Below are 17974 nucleotides of genomic sequence, written 5' to 3'. Positions count from 1 at the left end.
TTCGTCATCTTTTCTTCAGGGTGCAGCATGGGTTTCGAACAACTGGTGGAGTTGAAAAAACAGCTCACCAAGGAAGCAGAGCAGAAGACGGCAGCAGCTCGACGTCAACCCAAAAATGCCCGCGGTCCCAGGACGAGGCAAACGGCGGTCGATCCGGTGGTGCTCGTCATTGGCAAGCTGCAGAAGCGCTTTCCCGCAACCTTTCCGCGAAACCCCGCTCCGAAAGTACCGTTGAAGCTCGGGATACTCGAGGACATCCTTTTGCATGCCGGCCCGCTCGGGTTGAGTAAAGCCGAGATACGTGACGCGCTCGGCACCTGGTGTCGAGGCAGCCGTTACTGGGCTGCCCTGATCGACGGTGCGGTTCGCGTGGACCTGACCGGCGCCGCAGCGGGTCAGGTTACGGCGCGTGATTCGGCGTTCGCACGGAGCCAGACGAAACGCGCCAGGGCTCCTGGAAAGGGCGGCGGGTCGGCCGCGCCGGAAACGCGCGATAGTGAAGCTGACCCTGCAGCAGCGTAATCATCTGTCATTGGCATCAGCCCCGGGCGTTCATCACGGTCGCGCGGGATGCTGGCGTCGGTCACCTGCGGCGTTGTAGTACAAACTTACTTCCGAAACCGTCCGGTTTTTACTTCATCGGGTGGCCGCGACGCCTTCCAGGCCGCGGTTTCTTCCTCAATACGTGCTTCACCTGCACGCGGGCGACACGCCCGGCTACGTCGGCCAACACCCGCCAAACCCTTGTCCAGCAAGGCTTCTGCCGCCATCGGCCGGCGTCCTGGCACAAGCCGTGTCGCATTTCCACATGTGCCTGTCGCAATTCGTCGGCTAGGCGTACTTTTTTCTGGCAACTATGTATGCACAGCGCGGACGCACGTCCGCCACGCTAGGAGAGTATTCGATGAATTCCCCCAAGGTCGTGGTCGAAGGGCTGTGCAAGGTATTCGGCACCAACCCGAAACAGGCGATCGGCATGCTGGCAGGCGGCGCAACGAAAGAGGAAGTGTTCGCGCGCACCGGTCAGATCGTCGGCGTCCATAACGTCTCCTTCGAAGTCAAGGAAGGCGAGATCTTCGTGCTGATGGGCCTGTCGGGCTCTGGCAAGTCGACGTTGATCCGCCTGATCAATCGCCTCGTCGAGCCGACGGCCGGCAAGGTGCTGATCGACGGCCGCGATGTGGCCAGCGTGCCGCGCCCGGAATTGACGGCGCTGCGCCGCAAGGACATGAGCATGGTGTTCCAGTCGTTCGCGCTGATGCCGCAACGCAGCGTGCTGTCGAACGCGGCGTTCGGGCTCGAAGTGGCGGGCGTCGGCAAGAAGGAGCGCGAGCGGCGCGCGATGACCGTGCTGGAGCAGGTCGGCCTCGCGCCGTTCGCCGAAAAGCTGCCGGCGCAGTTGTCGGGCGGCATGCAGCAGCGCGTCGGGCTCGCGCGGGCGCTGGCGGTCAATCCATCGCTGATGATCATGGACGAAGCGTTCTCCGCGCTCGATCCGCTCAAGCGCAAGGAAATGCAGAACGTGCTGCTCGATCTGCAACGCGAGCAGCAGCGCACGATCCTGTTCGTCTCGCACGATCTGGAAGAAGCGATGCGGATCGGCACGCGGATCGCGATCATGGAAGGCGGCAAGGTGGTGCAGATCGGCACGCCGCAGGAAATCATCACGAATCCCGCCGACGATTACGTGCGCGCGTTTTTCGAAGGTATTGACACCAGCCGCTATCTGACGGCCGGCGATCTGATGCAGACTGATGCCGTGCCGCTGATGCACTCGCACATGACGCAGATCGACGCATCGAGCGTCGCGGCGACGCTGAACGGCAGCGCCGACTACGCGTTCGTGCTTGACAGCGAGCGCAAGATCCGCGGCTTCGTATGCCGCGATGTGACGGGCGGCGCGTCGCCGCAGCTCAACGACGTCGAATGCATCCGCCGCACCACGCCGCTCGACGACGTCGTGCAACGCGTGGTGGCGAGCCGCGCGCCGCTGCCGGTCGTCGAGGCGGACGGCTCCTACTGCGGTTCGGTCAACAAGACGAACGTGCTCAATGTCCTGACGCGCCATCGAGGTTCCCATGTCTGAAATCATTCCGCTCGGCACCTGGGTCGACCACGGTGTTCATTACCTGCTCGATCACGACGCGCAAACCTTCGATTCCATCGGCAAGGTCATCGAGAGTTTTGCCGCCTTGATCGAGCATGGCTTGCAGACGGTGCCGATGTGGGCGCTGATGGCATTTTTCGTCGGCATCGGTTTGTGGCGAGTGGGCTGGCGGTTCGCGTTGTTCACGCTGCTTTCGATGCTACTGATCTACGGCACCGGCTTCTGGGATCAGATGGTGATCACGCTCGGTCTCACGTTGTCGTCGACCCTGATCAGCCTGTTGCTCGGTGTGCCGCTCGGCATCTGGACCGCGAAGAGCCGCACCGTCGAGATGGTGGTGCGCCCGGTGCTCGATCTGATGCAGACCATGCCCGCGTTCGTCTACCTGATTCCGGCCGCGATGCTGTTCGGCCTTGGCCGTGTGCCGGGGATTCTCTCCACGGTGATCTTCGCGATGCCGCCCGCGGTGCGCCTCACGTCGCTCGGCATCAAGCACGTGAACCGCGAAATCGTCGAAGCAGGGCAGGCGTTCGGTTGCACGCCGTGGCAATTGCTCTACAAGGTGCAATTCCCGAACGCGCTGCCGTCGATCATGACCGGCGTGAACCAGACGATCATGATGGCGCTCTCGATGGTGATCATCGCGTCAATGGTCGGAGCGGGCGGTCTCGGCAACGACGTGCTGGCGAGTATTCAGCGGCTCGACATCGGGCTCGGTTTCGAAAGCGGCCTCTCGGTGGTGATGCTCGCGATCATTCTGGACCGCATCACGGAGAGCTTCGGCCGGTCGCCGGGCATGGCGCGCGCGCCGCTGCTGTCGGGCCTGCGCAGCGTGATGAAGGTGCGCCGCGCGCCGGCGACGCAGCACGGCTGAGCCGCCCATGAAGCGCGACGCGATCGTCCCTGTCGAAACCCCGGCCGAATCGCCGCTGTCCGGGCTCACGCACTTCGGCTTTCTGACGCTGCCGAATTTTTCGATGATCGCGTTCACGAGCGCGGTCGAAGTGCTTCGCATGGCGAACTACGTGAGCCGCGCGCAACATTACAGGTGGTCGGTGATCACGCCGAATGGCGAACCGGCGCGCGCCAGCAATGGCATTACCGTGAAGCCCACCGCGACGCTCGCCGAAGCCGGCATGCCGGATGTGCTGTTCGTCTGCGCTGGCTGGCACGTCAGCGATTACGTCGACGCTACAGTGATTGCGCTGCTGCAGGATGTCGCGTCCAAAGGCATTCCACTCGGCGGCATCTGCACCGGTCCGTACGCGCTGCTAGCCGCGAATCTGCTCGACGGTTATCGCTGTACGGTGCATTGGGAAGACATGTCGCCGCTGCACAAGCGCTACCCGCACGTGCGTTTTGCCGACGAACTGTTCGTGATCGACCGCGATCGGTTGACCTGTACCGGCGGCACCGCGCCGCTCGATCTGATGCTCAACCTGGTCGGCATGCGCCTCGGCCGCGCGCTTGCGGCGCAAGTGTCGGAACAATTCGTCGTCGAGCGGATTCGCGGTTCGACCGATTATCAGCACATTCCCGTCGATGCGCGGGTCGGCTTCACGCGCGGGGAGCTGGTCGAAGTGGTGCGGCTGATGGAAGCGAATATCGAAGAGCCGTTATCGCTCGATGAACTCGCGCGGCTCGTCAATCTGTCGCAACGGCATTTGCAGCGCATGTTCAAGATGTTCCTGAACGTGTCGCCGACGCACTATTACCTGACTCTGCGTTTGCGTCTCGCGCGCGAACTGCTGCGCAATACCGACGCGTCGATTGCGCGCGTGACGGCGGTGTGCGGTTTTCATTCGCCGTGTCATTTCAGCAAGGCTTATCGCGCGCAGTTCGGCCACGCTCCGAGCGTCGAACGGCGCTTATCGGCGTAAAGAAACGCGTAGCAAATGCGCGTAACAAAACCAGTCCAGCATCAATCACTCAGAGGGAGCGCCATGAAACGTTTATGGGCCGCGTCGTTGTGCGCGCTATCGGTATCGTCTGTTTTCGCAGCAGAACCCGCCACCTGCCGGGACGTCCGGTTTGCCGACGTCGGCTGGACCGATATCGCGGCCACCACCGGCCTCGCGTCGATCGTACTGGAAGGGCTCGGCTACAAGCCGACCAAGACGATCGCCTCGGTGCCGATCACGTTTGCGGGCGTGAAGAGCAAACAGATCGACGTGTTCCTCGGCTACTGGTCGCCGACCATGGACCCGATGATCGACCCGTTCAGGAAATCCGGCCAGCTTGCCGTGCTGCCCACGCCGAATCTGACCGGCGCGAAATACACGCTGGCCGTGCCGGACTATGCGTACCAGGCGGGCATCAAATCATTTGCCGACATCGCGAAGAACTATGACAGGCTCGACGGGAAGATCTACGGCATCGAGCCGGGCAACGACGGCAATGCGCTGATCAAGAAGATGATCGACACCAACCAGTACGGCCTCGGCAAGTTCAAACTGGTGGAATCGAGCGAGGCGGGCATGCTGGTCGAAGTGAATCGCGCGGTCCGCGACAAGAAGCCGATTGTGTTCCTCGGCTGGGAACCGCATCCGATGAACGTGCAGATGAAGATCGATTATCTGTCTGGCGGCGACGATGTGTTCGGCGCGAACTATGGCGAAGCGAAAGTGCTGACGGTCACGCCGAGCGACTACTCGGCGCGCTGCCCGAACGTTGCGAAGCTGGTGTCGAACCTGCAGTTCACGACCGATATCGAGAACCACGTGATGCTGCCGATCATGAACAAGACCGATCCGAACAAGGCCGCGCGCGCATGGCTGAAGGCGAACCCGGCGGTGCTGGACAAGTGGCTCGCGGGTGTGAAGACCTTCGACGGCAACGACGGCTTGCCGGCGGTCAAGGCGTACGTGGCAGGGAAGTGATGGTTTGACCCTCGCGCCGCTCGATCGGATCGAGCGGCGCAAACCGCGTGAAAGCCGGGTTCAGATCGCCTGAGCCCGGCCCGGAAAGGTTTCGTCATACCCGGCGCCGTCTTCCGCTTCGGCCGCTGTGCCGCGTTGCTCGCGGTACATCATCGGCGGCAGGCCGAATTGCTTGCGGAATTCGCGCCCCAGATGCGATGCGTCGGAAAAGCCGCAACTCGACGCGATATCCGCGACCGTCTTATCCGAGCTTGTCAGCAGCCACGCGGCCGTCCGCAAACGCACCTGCTTCGCGTAAGCCTGCGGCGCCTTGCCGGTTTGCGCCTTGAAGAGCCGCTCGAGTTGACGCGCAGAGAGATCCAGCCTGCGCGCCAGTTCATCGAGCGACAGCGAACGGCCCACGTGCTGTTCCATCAGCAGAATCGCCCGCTTCACCTTCGGATGCGCGGCGGGCGCGAGACCAGGTGGATGCGGCTGCGGCGCGTTGCCCTTCTGCATGTCGTCGACCAGCAGAATGCGCAGCGCCTTTTGCACCGTGGCGGCTTCGAAGTGGCGTAGCAGAATCGCGGCGGCGACGTCGATCGACGCGCGTCCGCCGGAACACGTAATGCGCCGGCGGTCGATCACGAACAACCGGTCCGCGACCAGCGCTTCTTCATTCACCGACGGAAAGCGCTCGATGAAATCCCAGTAATGAAACCAGCTCACGCAAATACGGTGGCCGTCCAGCACGCCCGCGCGCATCAGTGAAAACACACCCGTGCACATGCCGACCAGCGTCGCTTCGGTAGCGGCGGCGCGGCGGATGAACGCGAGCGTCGCGTCGCTGGCCGCCGGTCCCGAATGCAGCAGGCCGCCGACCACGACGACATAGTCGAACGGCTCCGCGCGATCGAAGGTTTCCCACGGCGTGATCTGGATGCCGCAACTCGCGCGCACCGGCGCAAGGGTTTCCCCTACCACGCTCCACGAACAGCGTACGGGCTTGCTGAAATCGCCTTCGTCCGCGGACAGGCGTAACAGATCGACGAAACCCGAGAACGCTGTCAGCGTGAAGTTCGGCAGCAGAACGATGCCGAAGCGGATGCGCTGCTTCGACGTGCCGTCGATGAATCGAAGGGGATGCGGTTCAGCGGAATTCATGCACACAGCCGGCAAGGAAAGGGGTGAATCAAGCATAGCACTCGTGGTCGGCGTGGAATCTGGCCACGGAATCTGGCCGTCGAATCCGGCTGCGGAAGCACACCGCGCAATGCGCCATGGCAATCGTGCCCCAGCATCGCCAGTAGCGTTCCACGCGCCTGTCGCAAATGCGTCAGAAGTCTTCGCAAATCCGCCGCCGCGCTTTGCGGACGCGCAGTTTGACGCCACTATCCCACCGTGATGCCGTTTTTATTCTATCGGTCCAGATTGACGTTTGGTGCAATGGGGGCAAGTACAGGTCATACCGGGCAAAGCCCCCCAAACCCCAGCATCGCAACGCATAAGGCACGTCATGAACGTTAGCGTCTTCGATCTGTTCAAGATCGGTATCGGTCCTTCGAGCTCGCACACCGTCGGGCCAATGGTCGCCGCTTGCCGCTTCGCCTCGCATATCGAAGACGCCAACCTGCTCGGCTTCGTACGCCGCGTGAAGGCCGAACTGTACGGCTCACTCGGCGCGACCGGCAAGGGGCACGGCACGGATAAGGCGGTGCTGCTTGGCCTCGAAGGCAATCTGCCCGATCTGATCGATCCGGACGTCATCCAGCCGCGCCTGCGGGCGATCCGCGAAACGAAGCAGCTCGTGCTGCTCGGCAGGCATGCGGTCCGATTCGACGAGCGCGAACACCTCGGTTTCTTCCGCAAGCTGATGCCGGGCGCGCCGGGCTCGAACATCGTGCATCCGAACGGCATGCGCTTTCAGGCTTTCGACGAAAACGGCCAGCTGCTGGTGGAGAAGGAGTATTACTCGATCGGCGGCGGCTTCGTCGTCAATCGCGAAGGCGATCGCGTGAATGGCCTGCGCGCCGGCGCCGACGCACCGTACCCGTTTCGCACCGGCGACGATCTGATGCGCGTGTGCCGCGAAACCGGCCTGTCGATCGCGCAGGTGACGCTGCGCAACGAATGCGCATCGCGCACCGAACAGGAAGTGCGCGAAGGGCTGCTGGCGATCTGGCGCACGATGTCCGCCTGCGTCGAACGCGGCTGCGAGGCGCGAGGTGAACTACCCGGCCCGATGCACGTAAAGCGCCGCGCCGCTGATCTGTGCGAGCAATTGCGCTCGCGCTCGGAAGAGTCGTTGCGCGATCCGCTGTCGATGCTCGACTGGGTCAACCTCTACGCCATGGCCGTCAACGAAGAGAACGCCGCGGGCGGGCGCGTCGTCACGGCGCCCACGAACGGCGCGGCCGGCGTGATTCCCGCCGTGCTGCACTACTACGTGAAGTTCATGCACGCATCGAACGACGCCGGCATCGTCACCTTCCTGCTGACCGCCGCCGCGATCGGCATCATCTACAAGGAAACCGCGTCGATCTCGAGCGCCGAAGTGGGTTGCCAGGGCGAAGTGGGCGTTGCGTGCTCGATGGCCGCCGCGGCGCTCGCGGCCGTGATGGGCGGCACGCCGGCGCAAGTGGAGAACGCCGCCGAAATCGGCATGGAGCATAACCTCGGTATGACCTGCGACCCGGTCGGCGGACTCGTGCAGATTCCCTGCATCGAACGCAATGCGATGGGCGCGATCAAGGCGCTGAACGCTGCGCGCATGGCGATGAAGGGCGACGGCCAGCACTACGTGTCGCTCGACAACGTGATCAAGACGATGCGCGAAACTGGCGCGGACATGAAGACGAAATACAAGGAGACGTCGCGCGGCGGGCTGGCCGTGAACGTCATCGAGTGCTGAACGACTTACGAAGCAAAAGTACTGACAAGGACCGACGATGAGCCGCTATTCGATATTCAGCCTGTTGCGCAACGGGATGTCGTATCACGAGAACTGGGAGCGGCAGTGGAAGAGCCCCGAGCCGAAACGTGAATACGATGTCGTGATCGTCGGCGGCGGCGGGCATGGACTCGCCACCGCGTATTACCTCGCGAAAGAGCACGGCGTGCGCAATATCGCCGTGCTGGAGAAAGGGTGGATCGGCGGCGGCAACACGGCGCGCAACACGACCATCGTGCGTTCGAATTATCTGTGGGACGAATCGGCCGCGTTGTACGAGAAAGCGATGAAGCTGTGGGAAGGTCTTTCGCAAGATCTCAACTACAACGTGATGTTCAGTCAGCGCGGCGTGATGAATCTCGCGCACACGTTGCAGGACGTGCGCGATACCGAACGGCGCGTGAATGCGAACCGGCTGAACGGCGTCGATGCCGAATTTCTCACGCCCGGGCAGATCAAGGAAATCGAGCCGACCATCAACCTGAATAGCCGCTATCCGGTGCTCGGCGCGTCGATCCAGCGGCGCGGCGGCGTGGCGCGGCACGATGCGGTGGCATGGGGCTTTGCGCGCGGCGCGGACCAGGCCGGCGTCGATATCGTGCAGAACTGCCAGGTCGTCGGCATTCGCCGCGACGGCAGCCAGGTGACCGGCGTGGACACCACGAAGGGTTTCATCAAGGCGAAGAAGGTCGCGATTGTCGCGGCGGGCAACACATCGACGCTCGCCGACATGGCCGGCGTGCGGTTGCCGCTCGAAAGCCATCCGTTGCAGGCATTGGTGTCTGAGCCGATCAAGCCGGTCGTCAACACGGTGGTGATGTCGAATGCAGTGCACGCGTATATCAGCCAGTCGGACAAGGGCGATCTGGTGATCGGCGCGGGCGTCGATCAATACACCGGCTTCGGGCAGCGCGGCAGTTTTCAGATCATCGAAGGCACGCTGGAGGCGATCGTCGAGATGTTCCCGGTGTTCTCGCGCGTGCGGATGAACCGGCAGTGGGGCGGCATCGTCGACGTGTCGCCGGATGCGTGCCCGATCATCGGCAAGACCGACGTGAAGGGACTTTATTTCAATTGCGGCTGGGGCACAGGCGGTTTCAAGGCGACGCCGGGTTCGGGTTGGGCCTACGCGCATACGATCGCAAAGGATGAACCGCATCCGCTGAACGCGCCGTTCTCGCTGGATCGTTTCTACACCGGCCACCTGATCGACGAGCACGGCGCCGCCGCCGTCGCTCACTAACATTCACGCACCGCAACGCGTTGCATGGGACCAGAAGTGCTTTGCATGGGACCAGAGTAAGAGCTTTGCATGGGATCAGAGTAGCGCGCTAAAGCGCGGACTCTGATCGACAGCTAAAGCGCCAACTCTGGTCGACCGCAACAAGTTGCATGGGACCAGAGTAAGGCGCTAAAGCGCCAACTCTGGTCGACAAAGGAGAACACAGATGCTGCTGATCGAATGCCCGTGGTGTGGACCACGTGCCGAAACCGAATTTTCCTGCGGCGGCGAAGCGGATATCGCGCGTCCGCTCGACACCGAAAAGCTCACCGACAAGGAATGGGGCGACTACCTCTTCATGCGCAAGAATCCGCGCGGCGTGCATCGCGAGCAATGGCTGCACACGCAGGGGTGCCGCCGCTGGTTCAAGGCGCAGCGCGACACGGTGAGCTACGAGATTCAGGGCTACGAGACGTTTGAGCGTCCGCTGCTCGCGATGGATAGCAATGAGGGCAAGACAGCATGAGCCAGAAAGACCGACTGCCCAGCGGCGGGCGCATCAACCGCGCGATCGTGCTGAACTTCACGTTCAACGGCCGCAAGTATCAGGGTTATCAGGGCGACACGCTGGCTTCCGCGCTGCTCGCGAACGGCGTGCACTTCGTCGCACGCAGCTGGAAATATCACCGGCCGCGCGGCATCGTCACGGCGGGCGTGGAAGAGCCGAATGCGGTCGTGCAACTCGAAACCGGCGCCTACACCGTGCCGAATGCGCGTGCGACCGAAGTCGAGTTGTATCAGGGGCTCGTTGCGACCAGCGTGAACGCGAAGCCGAACATCGAGAAAGACCGCATGGCGGTCAATCAGAAGATCGCACGGTTCATTCCGGCGGGCTTCTACTACAAGACGTTCATGTGGCCGCGCAAGTTCTGGCCGAAGTATGAGGAAATGATCCGCGACGCGGCCGGTCTCGGCACGGCGCCCGAAGAGAAGGACGCGGACCGCTACGACAAGTGCTTTGCGCATTGCGACGTGCTGGTGATCGGCGCCGGCCCGACCGGCCTGGCAGCGGCGCACGCGGCGGCGCTCTCCGGAGCGCGCGTGACGCTGGTCGACGATCAGCCGGAACCTGGCGGCTCGCTGCTGTCGTGCCGCGCGGAGATCGACGGCAAGTCCGCGCTGCAATGGGTGCACAAGATCGAGGACGCGTTGCGGCAGATGCCGGATGTGAAGATTTTGTGCCGCAGCACGGCATTCGGCTATCAGGACCACAACCTCGTGACAGTTACGCAGCGGCTCACCGAGCATCTGCCGGTGTCGCAACGCAAGGGCACGCGCGAGTTGATGTGGAAGATCCGCGCGAAACGCGTGATTCTCGCCACCGGTGCGCATGAACGGCCGATCGTGTTCGGCAACAACGATCTGCCGGGCGTGATGCTGGCCTCGGCGGTGTCGACGTATCTGCATCGCTATGCAGTGCTGCCGGGTCGCAATGCGGTCGTGTTTACGAACAACGACGACGGCTATCAATGTGCGCTGGACCTCAAGGCGGCCGGTGCACAGGTGACGGTGGTCGATCCGCGCGCGGCGGAGTCGAAGGGCACGCTGCCGGTGCTGGCGCGGCGCTATGGCGTCAAGGTCATGAGCGGCGTGGTCGTCACGGCGGCGCACGGCAAGCTGCGCGTGGCGTCGGTCGAGCTGGCGTCGTATTCGAATGGGCAGCCCGGTGCGAAGCAGGGCGATCTCCCGTGCGATCTGCTCGCGATGTCCGGCGGCTGGAGCCCGGTGCTGCATCTGTTCGCGCAGTCGGGCGGCAAGGCGCACTGGCATGACGACAAGGCCTGTTTCGTGCCGGGCAAGGCGATGCAGGCGGAAACCAGCGTCGGCGCGTGCGCGGGCGACTTCACGCTCGGTCAAGGCATTCGCTTTGCCGTCGATGCCGGCGTCGAGGCGGCGCGCGCTGCCGGGCATATTGCCGCGCCGCCGGATCCGGTGCAGGTCGCCGACATTGCCGAGGCGAAGATGCAGCCGCTGTGGCTGGTCGGTGGCCGCGAACTCGCCGCGCGAGGACCGAAGCAATTCGTCGACTTCCAGAACGACGTGTCAGCGGCGGACATTTTCCTCGCCGCGCGCGAAGGCTTCGAATCGGTCGAGCACGTGAAGCGCTACACGGCAATGGGCTTCGGCACCGATCAAGGCAAGCTCGGCAACATCAACGGCATGGCGATCCTCGCGCAGGCGCTCGGCAAAACGATTCCGGAAACCGGCACGACCACCTTCCGCCCGAACTACACACCGGTCACGTTCGGCACGTTCGCCGGCCGCGAGCTTGGCGAGTTTCTCGATCCGGTGCGCAAGACGGCGGTGCACGAATGGCACGTCGAAAACGGCGCGGCGTTCGAGGATGTCGGCAACTGGAAGCGTCCGTGGTACTACCCGAAGCCGGGCGAGGACATGCACGCGGCGGTCGCGCGCGAATCGCTCGCGGTGCGCACGAGCGTCGGTATTCTCGACGCCTCCACGCTCGGCAAGATCGACATTCAGGGCCCCGATTCGGCGAAGCTGCTGAACTGGGTCTATACGAATCCCTGGAGCAAGCTCGAGGTCGGCAAGTGCCGCTACGGTCTGATGCTCGACGAAAACGGCATGATCTTCGACGACGGTGTCACGGTGCGCCTCGCCGACCAGCACTACATGATGACGACCACCACCGGCGGCGCGGCGCGCGTGCTGACCTGGCTCGAGCGCTGGCTGCAAACCGAATGGCCGGACATGCGCGTGCGGCTCGCGTCCGTCACGGATCACTGGGCGACGTTCGCGGTGGTCGGTCCGAACAGCCGCAAGGTGTTGCAGAAGGTCTGCCACGACATTGACTTCGCGAACGCGGCGTTCCCATTCATGAGCTATCGCGAAGGCACGGTGGCCGGTGCGGCCTCGCGCGTGATGCGAATCAGCTTCTCGGGTGAACTCGCCTATGAAGTGAACGTGCCCGCAAACGTCGGACGCGCGGTGTGGGAAGCGCTGATGGCCGCTGGCGCGGAGTTCGACATCACGCCGTACGGCACCGAAACCATGCACGTGCTACGCGCTGAGAAGGGCTACATCATCGTCGGTCAGGATACGGACGGCTCGATGACGCCGTACGATCTCGGCATGGGCGGACTCGTCGCGAAGTCGAAAGACTTTCTCGGCAAGCGCTCGCTGACACGGAGCGACACCGCGAAGGCAGGGCGCAAGCAACTGGTCGGGCTGCTGCCGGACGATCCGTCGTTCGTGATCCCCGAAGGCTCGCAGATCGTCGCCGGTCCCTTCCAGGGCGACACTGCGCCGATGCTCGGTCATGTCACGTCGAGCTATTACAGCCCGATCCTGAAGCGCTCGATTGCGATGGCGGTGGTGAAGGGCGGACTCGACAAGATCGGCGAAACCGTCACGATTCCGCTCGCGGGCGGCAAGCAGATCGCGGCCAGAATCACCAGTTCGGTGTTCTACGACAGCGAAGGAGCACGTCAACATGTGGAATGAAACAACAGGGACGCCGTCGATGGTCGATCGCGCTGTCGGCAAGCAAACCGGTGTGTGGCAGGAGTCTCCGCTGGTCGGTGCGGACGCGTTGCTGAAGAAGCATCAGGCAACAGCATCGTCCGCGTTTCGCCTGAGCGAGCGGCCGTTTCTGGAACTGGTGAACGTGCGGGGCGATACGCGCGACGCCGCGTTCATGCGTGCAGTGGAAAGCGTGCTCGGCTGCCGTCCGCCGGAAAAGCCCAACACGACGGCGCAAGGCAACGGTTACGACATGATGTGGCTGGGCCCCGACGAGTGGCTGGTACGCTCGGCCACGGCGCACGACGCCACGCGTACCGCGCCGCTGCAGGCGAAACTCGGCGCCGCGTTTGCGGGCGTGTTCGCGTCGGCGGTGGATATCGGCAGCGGCTATACCGTGCTCGACATCAGCGGCACGCGCACGCGTGAAGTGCTGGCGCGCGGCTGCCCGCTCGATCTGCATCCGCAGTTGTTCGCCGCCGGACAGTGCGCGCAAAGCCACTATTTCAAGGCTTCGATCACGCTGTTGCCCACCGGTTCGGATAGCTTCGACATCGTTGTGCGCCGCAGCTTCGCGGACTATTTCGTGAAAATCATGCTCGACGCGGCCGAGCCGCTGATGTCGTGACGCGCCGCGAGCGGTGCCACGCCGCATCGCTCGCTTCGCACTTTTCCTGCTTGTGACCGACATGACGTCGACACGTCTGACCACCGCGCGCCTCACCGAGCGCGCGTGCCATCAAGGCGATGCGCACGCCGCGCTCGCGTTACTCGATCAGAGCATCGTGTTGCGGCACCGGCGGATCGCGCTAATCCGTTATCTGCTCGCGCAGCAACTCGGCGCCGAACTGCAGCCGCGACATCACGACTACGTGCAGAAGATCGCCGCACGGCTGAGCGCGGAGGCGCTTGCGCGCATTGCCGGCGCCGCGCGCGCACGGCTGCGACCGTAAAGCTCGCTTTTGCGACTGGGCGGCTGCGCCTCGATCAAGAGCGAATTCCATCTGTCGGGCGCGACGGCCAGGCCGGCTATGCGGTGACGAAGCCGGTGCTGCACACGGTGCTGATTTCTCCCGGCGGCATGCCCGGTTCCTGTGTGCGGCATGGCGGGTCGAGCGCTGGGGACGCAAGCCGACCTGCATCGCGTCGCTCGCCGGTTGCAAACGCGCGCTACGAGACTTGAGCCGCCGCAACTTTCCGCTTCCTCGACGGCATCCCGCCCGCAACGAAGTAAGGCGTCTCGACCCGCGCCAACGCTTCCCGTCCACGGATCCGGTCCGCGATCTTCTCCGCCAGCATGATGGTGGGCGCGTTCAGATTGCCAGTGGTGATCTGCGGCATGATCGACGCATCGACGACGCGCAGGCCCTCCATGCCATGCACGCGACCTTCGTTGTCGACCACAGCCATCTCGTCATAGCCCATCTTGCATGAACACGACGGATGAAACGCGGTCTCCGCGCGCATGCGGATGAACGCGTCGAGTTGCTCGTCGGTTGTCAGCTCCGCGCCCGGATTCAGTTCGCGGCCGCGATAACGGTCGAGCGCGGGCTGGCGCATGATCTCGCGCGTGATGCGGATGCCGTCGCGGAATTCGCGCCAGTCGAGCGGGTCGGCCATGTAGTTGAACAGGATGCCCGGATGCGCGGTCGGGTCGCGCGATTTCAGTTTCACGCGACCGCGGCTCGGTGAGCGCATCGAGCCGACGTGCGCCTGGAAGCCGTGCATCCTGATTGCGTTCGAGCCGTTGTAATTGATCGCGACCGGCAGAAAATGGTATTGAATGTTGGGCCACAGATCGTCATCGCGCGTGCGGATGAAGCCGCCCGCCTCGAACTGATTGCTCGCGCCGATACCGGTGCCTTTCGTCATCCACTCGAGTCCGATCGCCGGCTGATTCCGCCACTGCAAGGCGGGGTACAGCGACACCGGCTCCTTGCACGCGTACTGGATATACATCTCCAGATGGTCTTGCAGGTTTTCGCCGACACCGGGCAGATCGTGCACCACCGGTATACCCAGTTCGCGCAGCCACGTCGAGCAGCCCACGCCCGAGCGTTGCAGCAGTTGCGGCGAAGCAATCGCGCCGCTGCACACCAGCACTTCACGGCGCGCCTGCGCGGTGACTTGCGCGCCCTGATGAAGATAGGCAACGCCAACCGCACGCTTGCCCGAGAACAGCACGCGGTCGCTCAGCGCATGCGTGACGATGGTCAGATTCGGACGCGCCTTCGCACGATCCAGATAGCCACGCGCGGTGCTCGCGCGCCGCCCGTTCGCGGTGACCGTGCGATCCATCGGGCCGAAGCCTTCCTGCTGATAACCGTTCAGGTCGTCGGTGCGCGGAAAGCCCGCCTGCACGCCTGCATCGACCATCGCGGCGAACAGCGGGTTGTTGCCGGGCTTGCTGGTGGTCACGTGCACGGGGCCGTCGCCGCCGTGATACGCGTTCGCGCCGACGTCGCGCGTTTCGGCCTTGCGGAAGTAGGGCAGACAGTCCAGATAGGTCCAGTTTTCCAGGCCCTGGCGCGTGGCCCAGCCGTCGTAATCGAGCGCATTGCCGCGGATGTAGCACATGCCGTTGATCAGCGACGAACCGCCGAGCCCCTTGCCGCGTCCGCATTCCATCCGGCGATTGTTCATATGCGGCTCGGGGTCGGTCTCGTAGGCCCAGTTGTAGCGTCGCCCTTGCAGCGGCCAGGCGAGCGCTGCGGGCATCTGCGTACGGAAGTCGAAGCGGTAGTCGGGGCCGCCTGCTTCGAGCAGCAGCACGGTCACGTCCACGTCTTCGGTCAGGCGCGACGCGAGCACGTTGCCCGCCGAACCCGCGCCGACGATGATGTAGTCGTATTCTTTGAAGGTCATCGCCGTTGCTCCTGGAAAACGGGTTGGTACGGGCCGAGTTCCACCTGCACGGACTTGATGCGCGTGTAGTGCTGGAGCGTGGTGATGCCGTTCTCGCGGCCGACGCCCGATTGCTTGTAGCCGCCCACCGGCATTTCCGCGGGCGACTCGCCCCACGTGTTGATCCAGCAAATGCCCGCTTCGAGCCGATGAATCACGCGATGGGCGCGCGCCAGGTTTTCGGTCACGACCCCGGCGGCGAGTCCGTAAGCGGTATGGTTTGCGCGCGAGATCGCTTCGTCTTCGTCGTCGAACACGAGAATGCTCATCACCGGGCCGAAAATTTCTTCGCGCACGATGCGCATGTCGTCGCGGCAGTCAGTGAAAACCGTGGGCTCGACGTATTGGCCGTTGCCGAAATGGCCGTTCGTGATGCGTTTGCCGCCCGCGAGCAAACGGGCGCCTTCCTGAACGCCGCTGTCGATATAGCCCAGTACCTTTTGCAATTGCGCGGCGCTGACCAGCGGGCCGAAGTTCGTTTCAGGCGCGCCCGGCGAGCCGACGCGAATGCGCTTCACGCGCTCCAGCAGAAGCGCTTCGAATCGTTGATAGACGCTGCGTTGAACGAACACGCGCGTGCCATGGGTGCACACCTGGCCCGAGCTGAAGAAGTTGGCGCTCATCGCGATGTCGGCGGCGCGTTCGAGACTGGCGTCGTCGAACACCAGCAACGGCGACTTGCCGCCCAGTTCCATCGTCACTTCTTTCAACGACGACGCGCCCGCCGCCGACATCACCTTCTTGCCCGTTTCGACGCCACCGGTGAACGAGATCTTCTCGATGTCGGGATGCGCGGCGAGCAGCGCGCCGACGCGTCCGTCGCCCTGCACGACGTTGAACACGCCCGCCGGTACGCCAGCTTCGGTGTAAATTTCCGCGAGTTTCAGCGCAGACAGCGGCGTGATTTCGCTCGGCTTGAAGATCATCGCGTTGCCGGCCGCGAGCGCGGGCGCCGACTTCCAGCACGCGATCTGGATCGGGTAATTCCATGCGCCGATGCCCGCGCATACACCGAGCGGTTCGCGCCGCGTATAAACGAACGACGACGGCCGCAGCGGAATCTGCTGGCCTTCGATCGCCGTCGCGAGCCCGGCGTAATACTCGATCACGTCCGCGCCGGTGACGATATCCACCGCCAGCGTCTCGGCGATCGGCTTGCCCGTATCGCGGGTTTCGAGCGCGGCGAGTTCGTCGTTGCGCTCGCGCAGCAGCTCGACGGCGCGGCGCAAGATGCGCGAGCGCTGCATCGCCGTCAATGCCGCCCACTCCCGCTGACCTTCACGCGCCGACTGTACTGCGCGATCGACGTCGGCCGCCGACGCCTGTTGCACTGTGGCAAGCGTTTCGCCGGTGGCGGGGTCGAGCGTGTCGAAGGTTTCGCCGCCTGTCGCGTCGACGTAGGCGCCGCCTATATAGAGACGTTGTGTTGCGAATGCCGGCATGGCGTACTCCCTTCAATGAGAAAAATCTAGATGCGCACTGCGAGGACCCGGTCGATGTAGTCGTTGGCCACGCGCAGCGCTGCTTTGGTGTCGAACGGTTCGCCCGACAATGCGCCGCGTAGCCACAGTCCGTCGATGAGCGCGGCAAGGCCGCTCGCCGCACGGCGCGCAGCGGCGCGCGGCAGCGCCTTGGAGAAATCCGCGCACAGATTCGAGTTCAGACGGCGCGTGTTCACGTATTGCAGCCGCCGCAGTTGCGGCTTGTGCATGCTTTCGGACCAGAACGCGAGCCAGGTTTTCATCACCGGGCCGCTGGTCTGCCCAGAGTCGAAATTCGCCGCGACCACTGCGCGCAGCTTCGAACGCGGATCGGCTTTCGCCGCCCGGCGACGGCGCGCGGTGGCTTGCCACAGATCGCGCAACACATGACGCATGGTGGCTTCGAGCAGACCGTCCTTGTCGCCGAAATAGTGGCTGACGATGCCGGTGGAAATGCCCGCGCGCTGCGCGACCGAGGCGAGCGTCGCGCCGGCGAGGCCGGTTTGGTCGATCGTCAGCAAGGTCGCGTCGATGAGCTGCGCGCGACGGATTTCGCGCATTCCAAGTTTGGGCATGGTGTGACGAGGCAGGGTCGTGCGGATTCGCCAGACGATGTTATGTTTTTTATATTGAATGGTCAATCAATAAAAACCGGACTGCGTGGGGTCGTCTCAAGAAAGGGAAATTTACGCACGTCGAGATCGCGAGCGAAGGTCATCGCAATAGCGTTCTCTCTTTTGACGTCCTCTAGTTGCAGGTGGGGGACTGCGCCACGTCATTTCTCGGATATGAATAATCGCTTTCGTGCGGAACCGCCAATCTCTGGCTTGGAATCCTGGCGGCACAAGCGAATTGACGGCTAGGACAGGATGCCCGGTATCAAGTTATACAAAAGCTTCACAGGGCCAT

15 protein-coding genes are annotated in these 17974 nt (G+C 63.6%); 11 read left to right on the top strand and 4 right to left on the bottom strand.

The window, feature by feature from the left end:
- Positions 1 to 27: 27 nt before the first annotated feature.
- The 5 genes from P3T21_RS26320 (at position 28) to P3T21_RS26300 (ending at position 4986) form a co-directional block, all read left to right on the top strand.
- Positions 28 to 522, top strand: a complete 495-nt coding sequence (locus tag P3T21_RS26320; protein ID WP_429258898.1) for a ProQ/FinO family protein — start codon at positions 28 to 30, stop codon at positions 520 to 522.
- A gap of 382 nt (positions 523 to 904) precedes the next feature.
- Positions 905 to 2086 (top strand): quaternary amine ABC transporter ATP-binding protein, encoded by a 1182-nt coding sequence (locus P3T21_RS26315; RefSeq protein ID WP_429258897.1) that lies wholly within the window; start codon positions 905 to 907, stop codon positions 2084 to 2086.
- A complete protein-coding gene (choW, locus tag P3T21_RS26310; protein ID WP_429258896.1) occupies positions 2079 to 2981 on the top strand; it encodes a choline ABC transporter permease subunit in 903 nt (300 codons plus the stop codon). The genes P3T21_RS26315 and choW overlap by 8 nt, the downstream gene beginning before the upstream one ends.
- Positions 2982 to 2988: 7 nt before the next feature.
- Positions 2989 to 3987, top strand: a complete 999-nt coding sequence (locus tag P3T21_RS26305; RefSeq protein ID WP_429258895.1) for a GlxA family transcriptional regulator — start codon at positions 2989 to 2991, stop codon at positions 3985 to 3987.
- 63 nt (positions 3988 to 4050) lie between these two features.
- Positions 4051 to 4986 carry a choline ABC transporter substrate-binding protein gene (locus tag P3T21_RS26300; protein WP_429258894.1) on the top strand — a complete coding sequence of 312 codons (936 nt, stop codon included), beginning with the start codon at positions 4051 to 4053 and terminating at the stop codon, positions 4984 to 4986.
- 60 nt (positions 4987 to 5046) lie between these two features.
- On the opposite strand, the gene P3T21_RS26295 is transcribed toward P3T21_RS26300, so the two are convergent.
- Positions 5047 to 6129: a GlxA family transcriptional regulator gene (locus P3T21_RS26295; protein WP_429258893.1), complete on the bottom strand. Its 1083-nt coding sequence runs from the start codon at positions 6127 to 6129 to the stop codon at positions 5047 to 5049.
- A 352-nt stretch (positions 6130 to 6481) separates the two neighbouring features.
- Here P3T21_RS26295 and P3T21_RS26290 point away from each other — a divergent pair, with 352 nt between their 5' ends.
- From P3T21_RS26290 to P3T21_RS26265, 6 genes are all read left to right on the top strand, one after another.
- Entirely contained in the window at positions 6482 to 7876 is a 1395-nt protein-coding gene (locus tag P3T21_RS26290) for an L-serine ammonia-lyase (protein ID WP_429258892.1), read from the top strand.
- A gap of 37 nt (positions 7877 to 7913) precedes the next feature.
- A complete protein-coding gene (locus tag P3T21_RS26285; RefSeq protein ID WP_429258891.1) occupies positions 7914 to 9158 on the top strand; it encodes a sarcosine oxidase subunit beta family protein in 1245 nt (414 codons plus the stop codon).
- Positions 9159 to 9363: 205 nt separating this feature from the next.
- Entirely contained in the window at positions 9364 to 9663 is a 300-nt protein-coding gene (locus P3T21_RS26280) for a sarcosine oxidase subunit delta (RefSeq protein WP_429258890.1), read from the top strand.
- Entirely contained in the window at positions 9660 to 12662 is a 3003-nt protein-coding gene (locus P3T21_RS26275) for a sarcosine oxidase subunit alpha family protein (RefSeq protein WP_429258889.1), read from the top strand. Before P3T21_RS26280 ends, P3T21_RS26275 begins: the two co-directional genes overlap by 4 nt.
- Positions 12652 to 13308 (top strand): sarcosine oxidase subunit gamma, encoded by a 657-nt coding sequence (locus tag P3T21_RS26270; RefSeq protein WP_429258888.1) that lies wholly within the window; start codon positions 12652 to 12654, stop codon positions 13306 to 13308. Before P3T21_RS26275 ends, P3T21_RS26270 begins: the two co-directional genes overlap by 11 nt.
- A 61-nt stretch (positions 13309 to 13369) precedes the next feature.
- Positions 13370 to 13633: a hypothetical protein gene (locus P3T21_RS26265; protein WP_429258887.1), complete on the top strand. Its 264-nt coding sequence runs from the start codon at positions 13370 to 13372 to the stop codon at positions 13631 to 13633.
- 217 nt (positions 13634 to 13850) lie between these two features.
- Here P3T21_RS26265 and betA read toward each other — a convergent pair whose 3' ends face one another.
- Genes betA through betI form a run of 3 tightly spaced genes read right to left on the bottom strand, consistent with a single transcriptional unit; the run spans position 13851 to position 17640 of the window.
- Complete coding sequence (gene betA, locus P3T21_RS26260) at positions 13851 to 15545, bottom strand: choline dehydrogenase (protein ID WP_429258886.1); 1695 nt, start codon at positions 15543 to 15545, stop codon at positions 13851 to 13853.
- Positions 15542 to 17026 carry a betaine-aldehyde dehydrogenase gene (betB, locus tag P3T21_RS26255; protein WP_429258885.1) on the bottom strand — a complete coding sequence of 495 codons (1485 nt, stop codon included), beginning with the start codon at positions 17024 to 17026 and terminating at the stop codon, positions 15542 to 15544. Before betB ends, betA begins: the two co-directional genes overlap by 4 nt.
- A 26-nt stretch (positions 17027 to 17052) precedes the next feature.
- Positions 17053 to 17640 carry a transcriptional regulator BetI gene (betI, locus tag P3T21_RS26250; RefSeq protein ID WP_429258884.1) on the bottom strand — a complete coding sequence of 196 codons (588 nt, stop codon included), beginning with the start codon at positions 17638 to 17640 and terminating at the stop codon, positions 17053 to 17055.
- Between the last annotated feature and the right edge of the window lie 334 nt (positions 17641 to 17974).

This window comes from Paraburkholderia sp. GAS334, from assembly GCF_050436625.1.
GTDB lineage: Bacteria > Pseudomonadota > Gammaproteobacteria > Burkholderiales > Burkholderiaceae > Paraburkholderia.
Note: the sequence above shows the minus strand (reverse complement) of the source record. Positions and strands in the feature narration are given on the sequence as shown.

What these genes read in the sequence shown, in the direction of transcription:
- P3T21_RS26280 (WP_429258890.1), top strand. Translation starts at nt 9,364, where the DNA reads ATGCTGCTGATCGAATGCCCGTGGTGTGGACCACGTGCCGAAACCGAA.
- P3T21_RS26290 (WP_429258892.1), top strand. Translation starts at nt 6,482, where the DNA reads ATGAACGTTAGCGTCTTCGATCTGTTCAAGATCGGTATCGGTCCTTCG.
- P3T21_RS26315 (WP_429258897.1), top strand. Translation starts at nt 905, where the DNA reads ATGAATTCCCCCAAGGTCGTGGTCGAAGGGCTGTGCAAGGTATTCGGC.
- P3T21_RS26300 (WP_429258894.1), top strand. Translation starts at nt 4,051, where the DNA reads ATGAAACGTTTATGGGCCGCGTCGTTGTGCGCGCTATCGGTATCGTCT.
- betI (WP_429258884.1), bottom strand. Translation starts at nt 17,640, where the DNA reads ATGCCCAAACTTGGAATGCGCGAAATCCGTCGCGCGCAGCTCATCGAC.
- P3T21_RS26275 (WP_429258889.1), top strand. Translation starts at nt 9,660, where the DNA reads ATGAGCCAGAAAGACCGACTGCCCAGCGGCGGGCGCATCAACCGCGCG.
- P3T21_RS26265 (WP_429258887.1), top strand. Translation starts at nt 13,370, where the DNA reads ATGACGTCGACACGTCTGACCACCGCGCGCCTCACCGAGCGCGCGTGC.
- P3T21_RS26270 (WP_429258888.1), top strand. Translation starts at nt 12,652, where the DNA reads ATGTGGAATGAAACAACAGGGACGCCGTCGATGGTCGATCGCGCTGTC.
- P3T21_RS26295 (WP_429258893.1), bottom strand. Translation starts at nt 6,129, where the DNA reads ATGAATTCCGCTGAACCGCATCCCCTTCGATTCATCGACGGCACGTCG.
- betB (WP_429258885.1), bottom strand. Translation starts at nt 17,026, where the DNA reads ATGCCGGCATTCGCAACACAACGTCTCTATATAGGCGGCGCCTACGTC.
- betA (WP_429258886.1), bottom strand. Translation starts at nt 15,545, where the DNA reads ATGACCTTCAAAGAATACGACTACATCATCGTCGGCGCGGGTTCGGCG.
- P3T21_RS26305 (WP_429258895.1), top strand. Translation starts at nt 2,989, where the DNA reads ATGAAGCGCGACGCGATCGTCCCTGTCGAAACCCCGGCCGAATCGCCG.
- P3T21_RS26320 (WP_429258898.1), top strand. Translation starts at nt 28, where the DNA reads ATGGGTTTCGAACAACTGGTGGAGTTGAAAAAACAGCTCACCAAGGAA.
- choW (WP_429258896.1), top strand. Translation starts at nt 2,079, where the DNA reads ATGTCTGAAATCATTCCGCTCGGCACCTGGGTCGACCACGGTGTTCAT.
- P3T21_RS26285 (WP_429258891.1), top strand. Translation starts at nt 7,914, where the DNA reads ATGAGCCGCTATTCGATATTCAGCCTGTTGCGCAACGGGATGTCGTAT.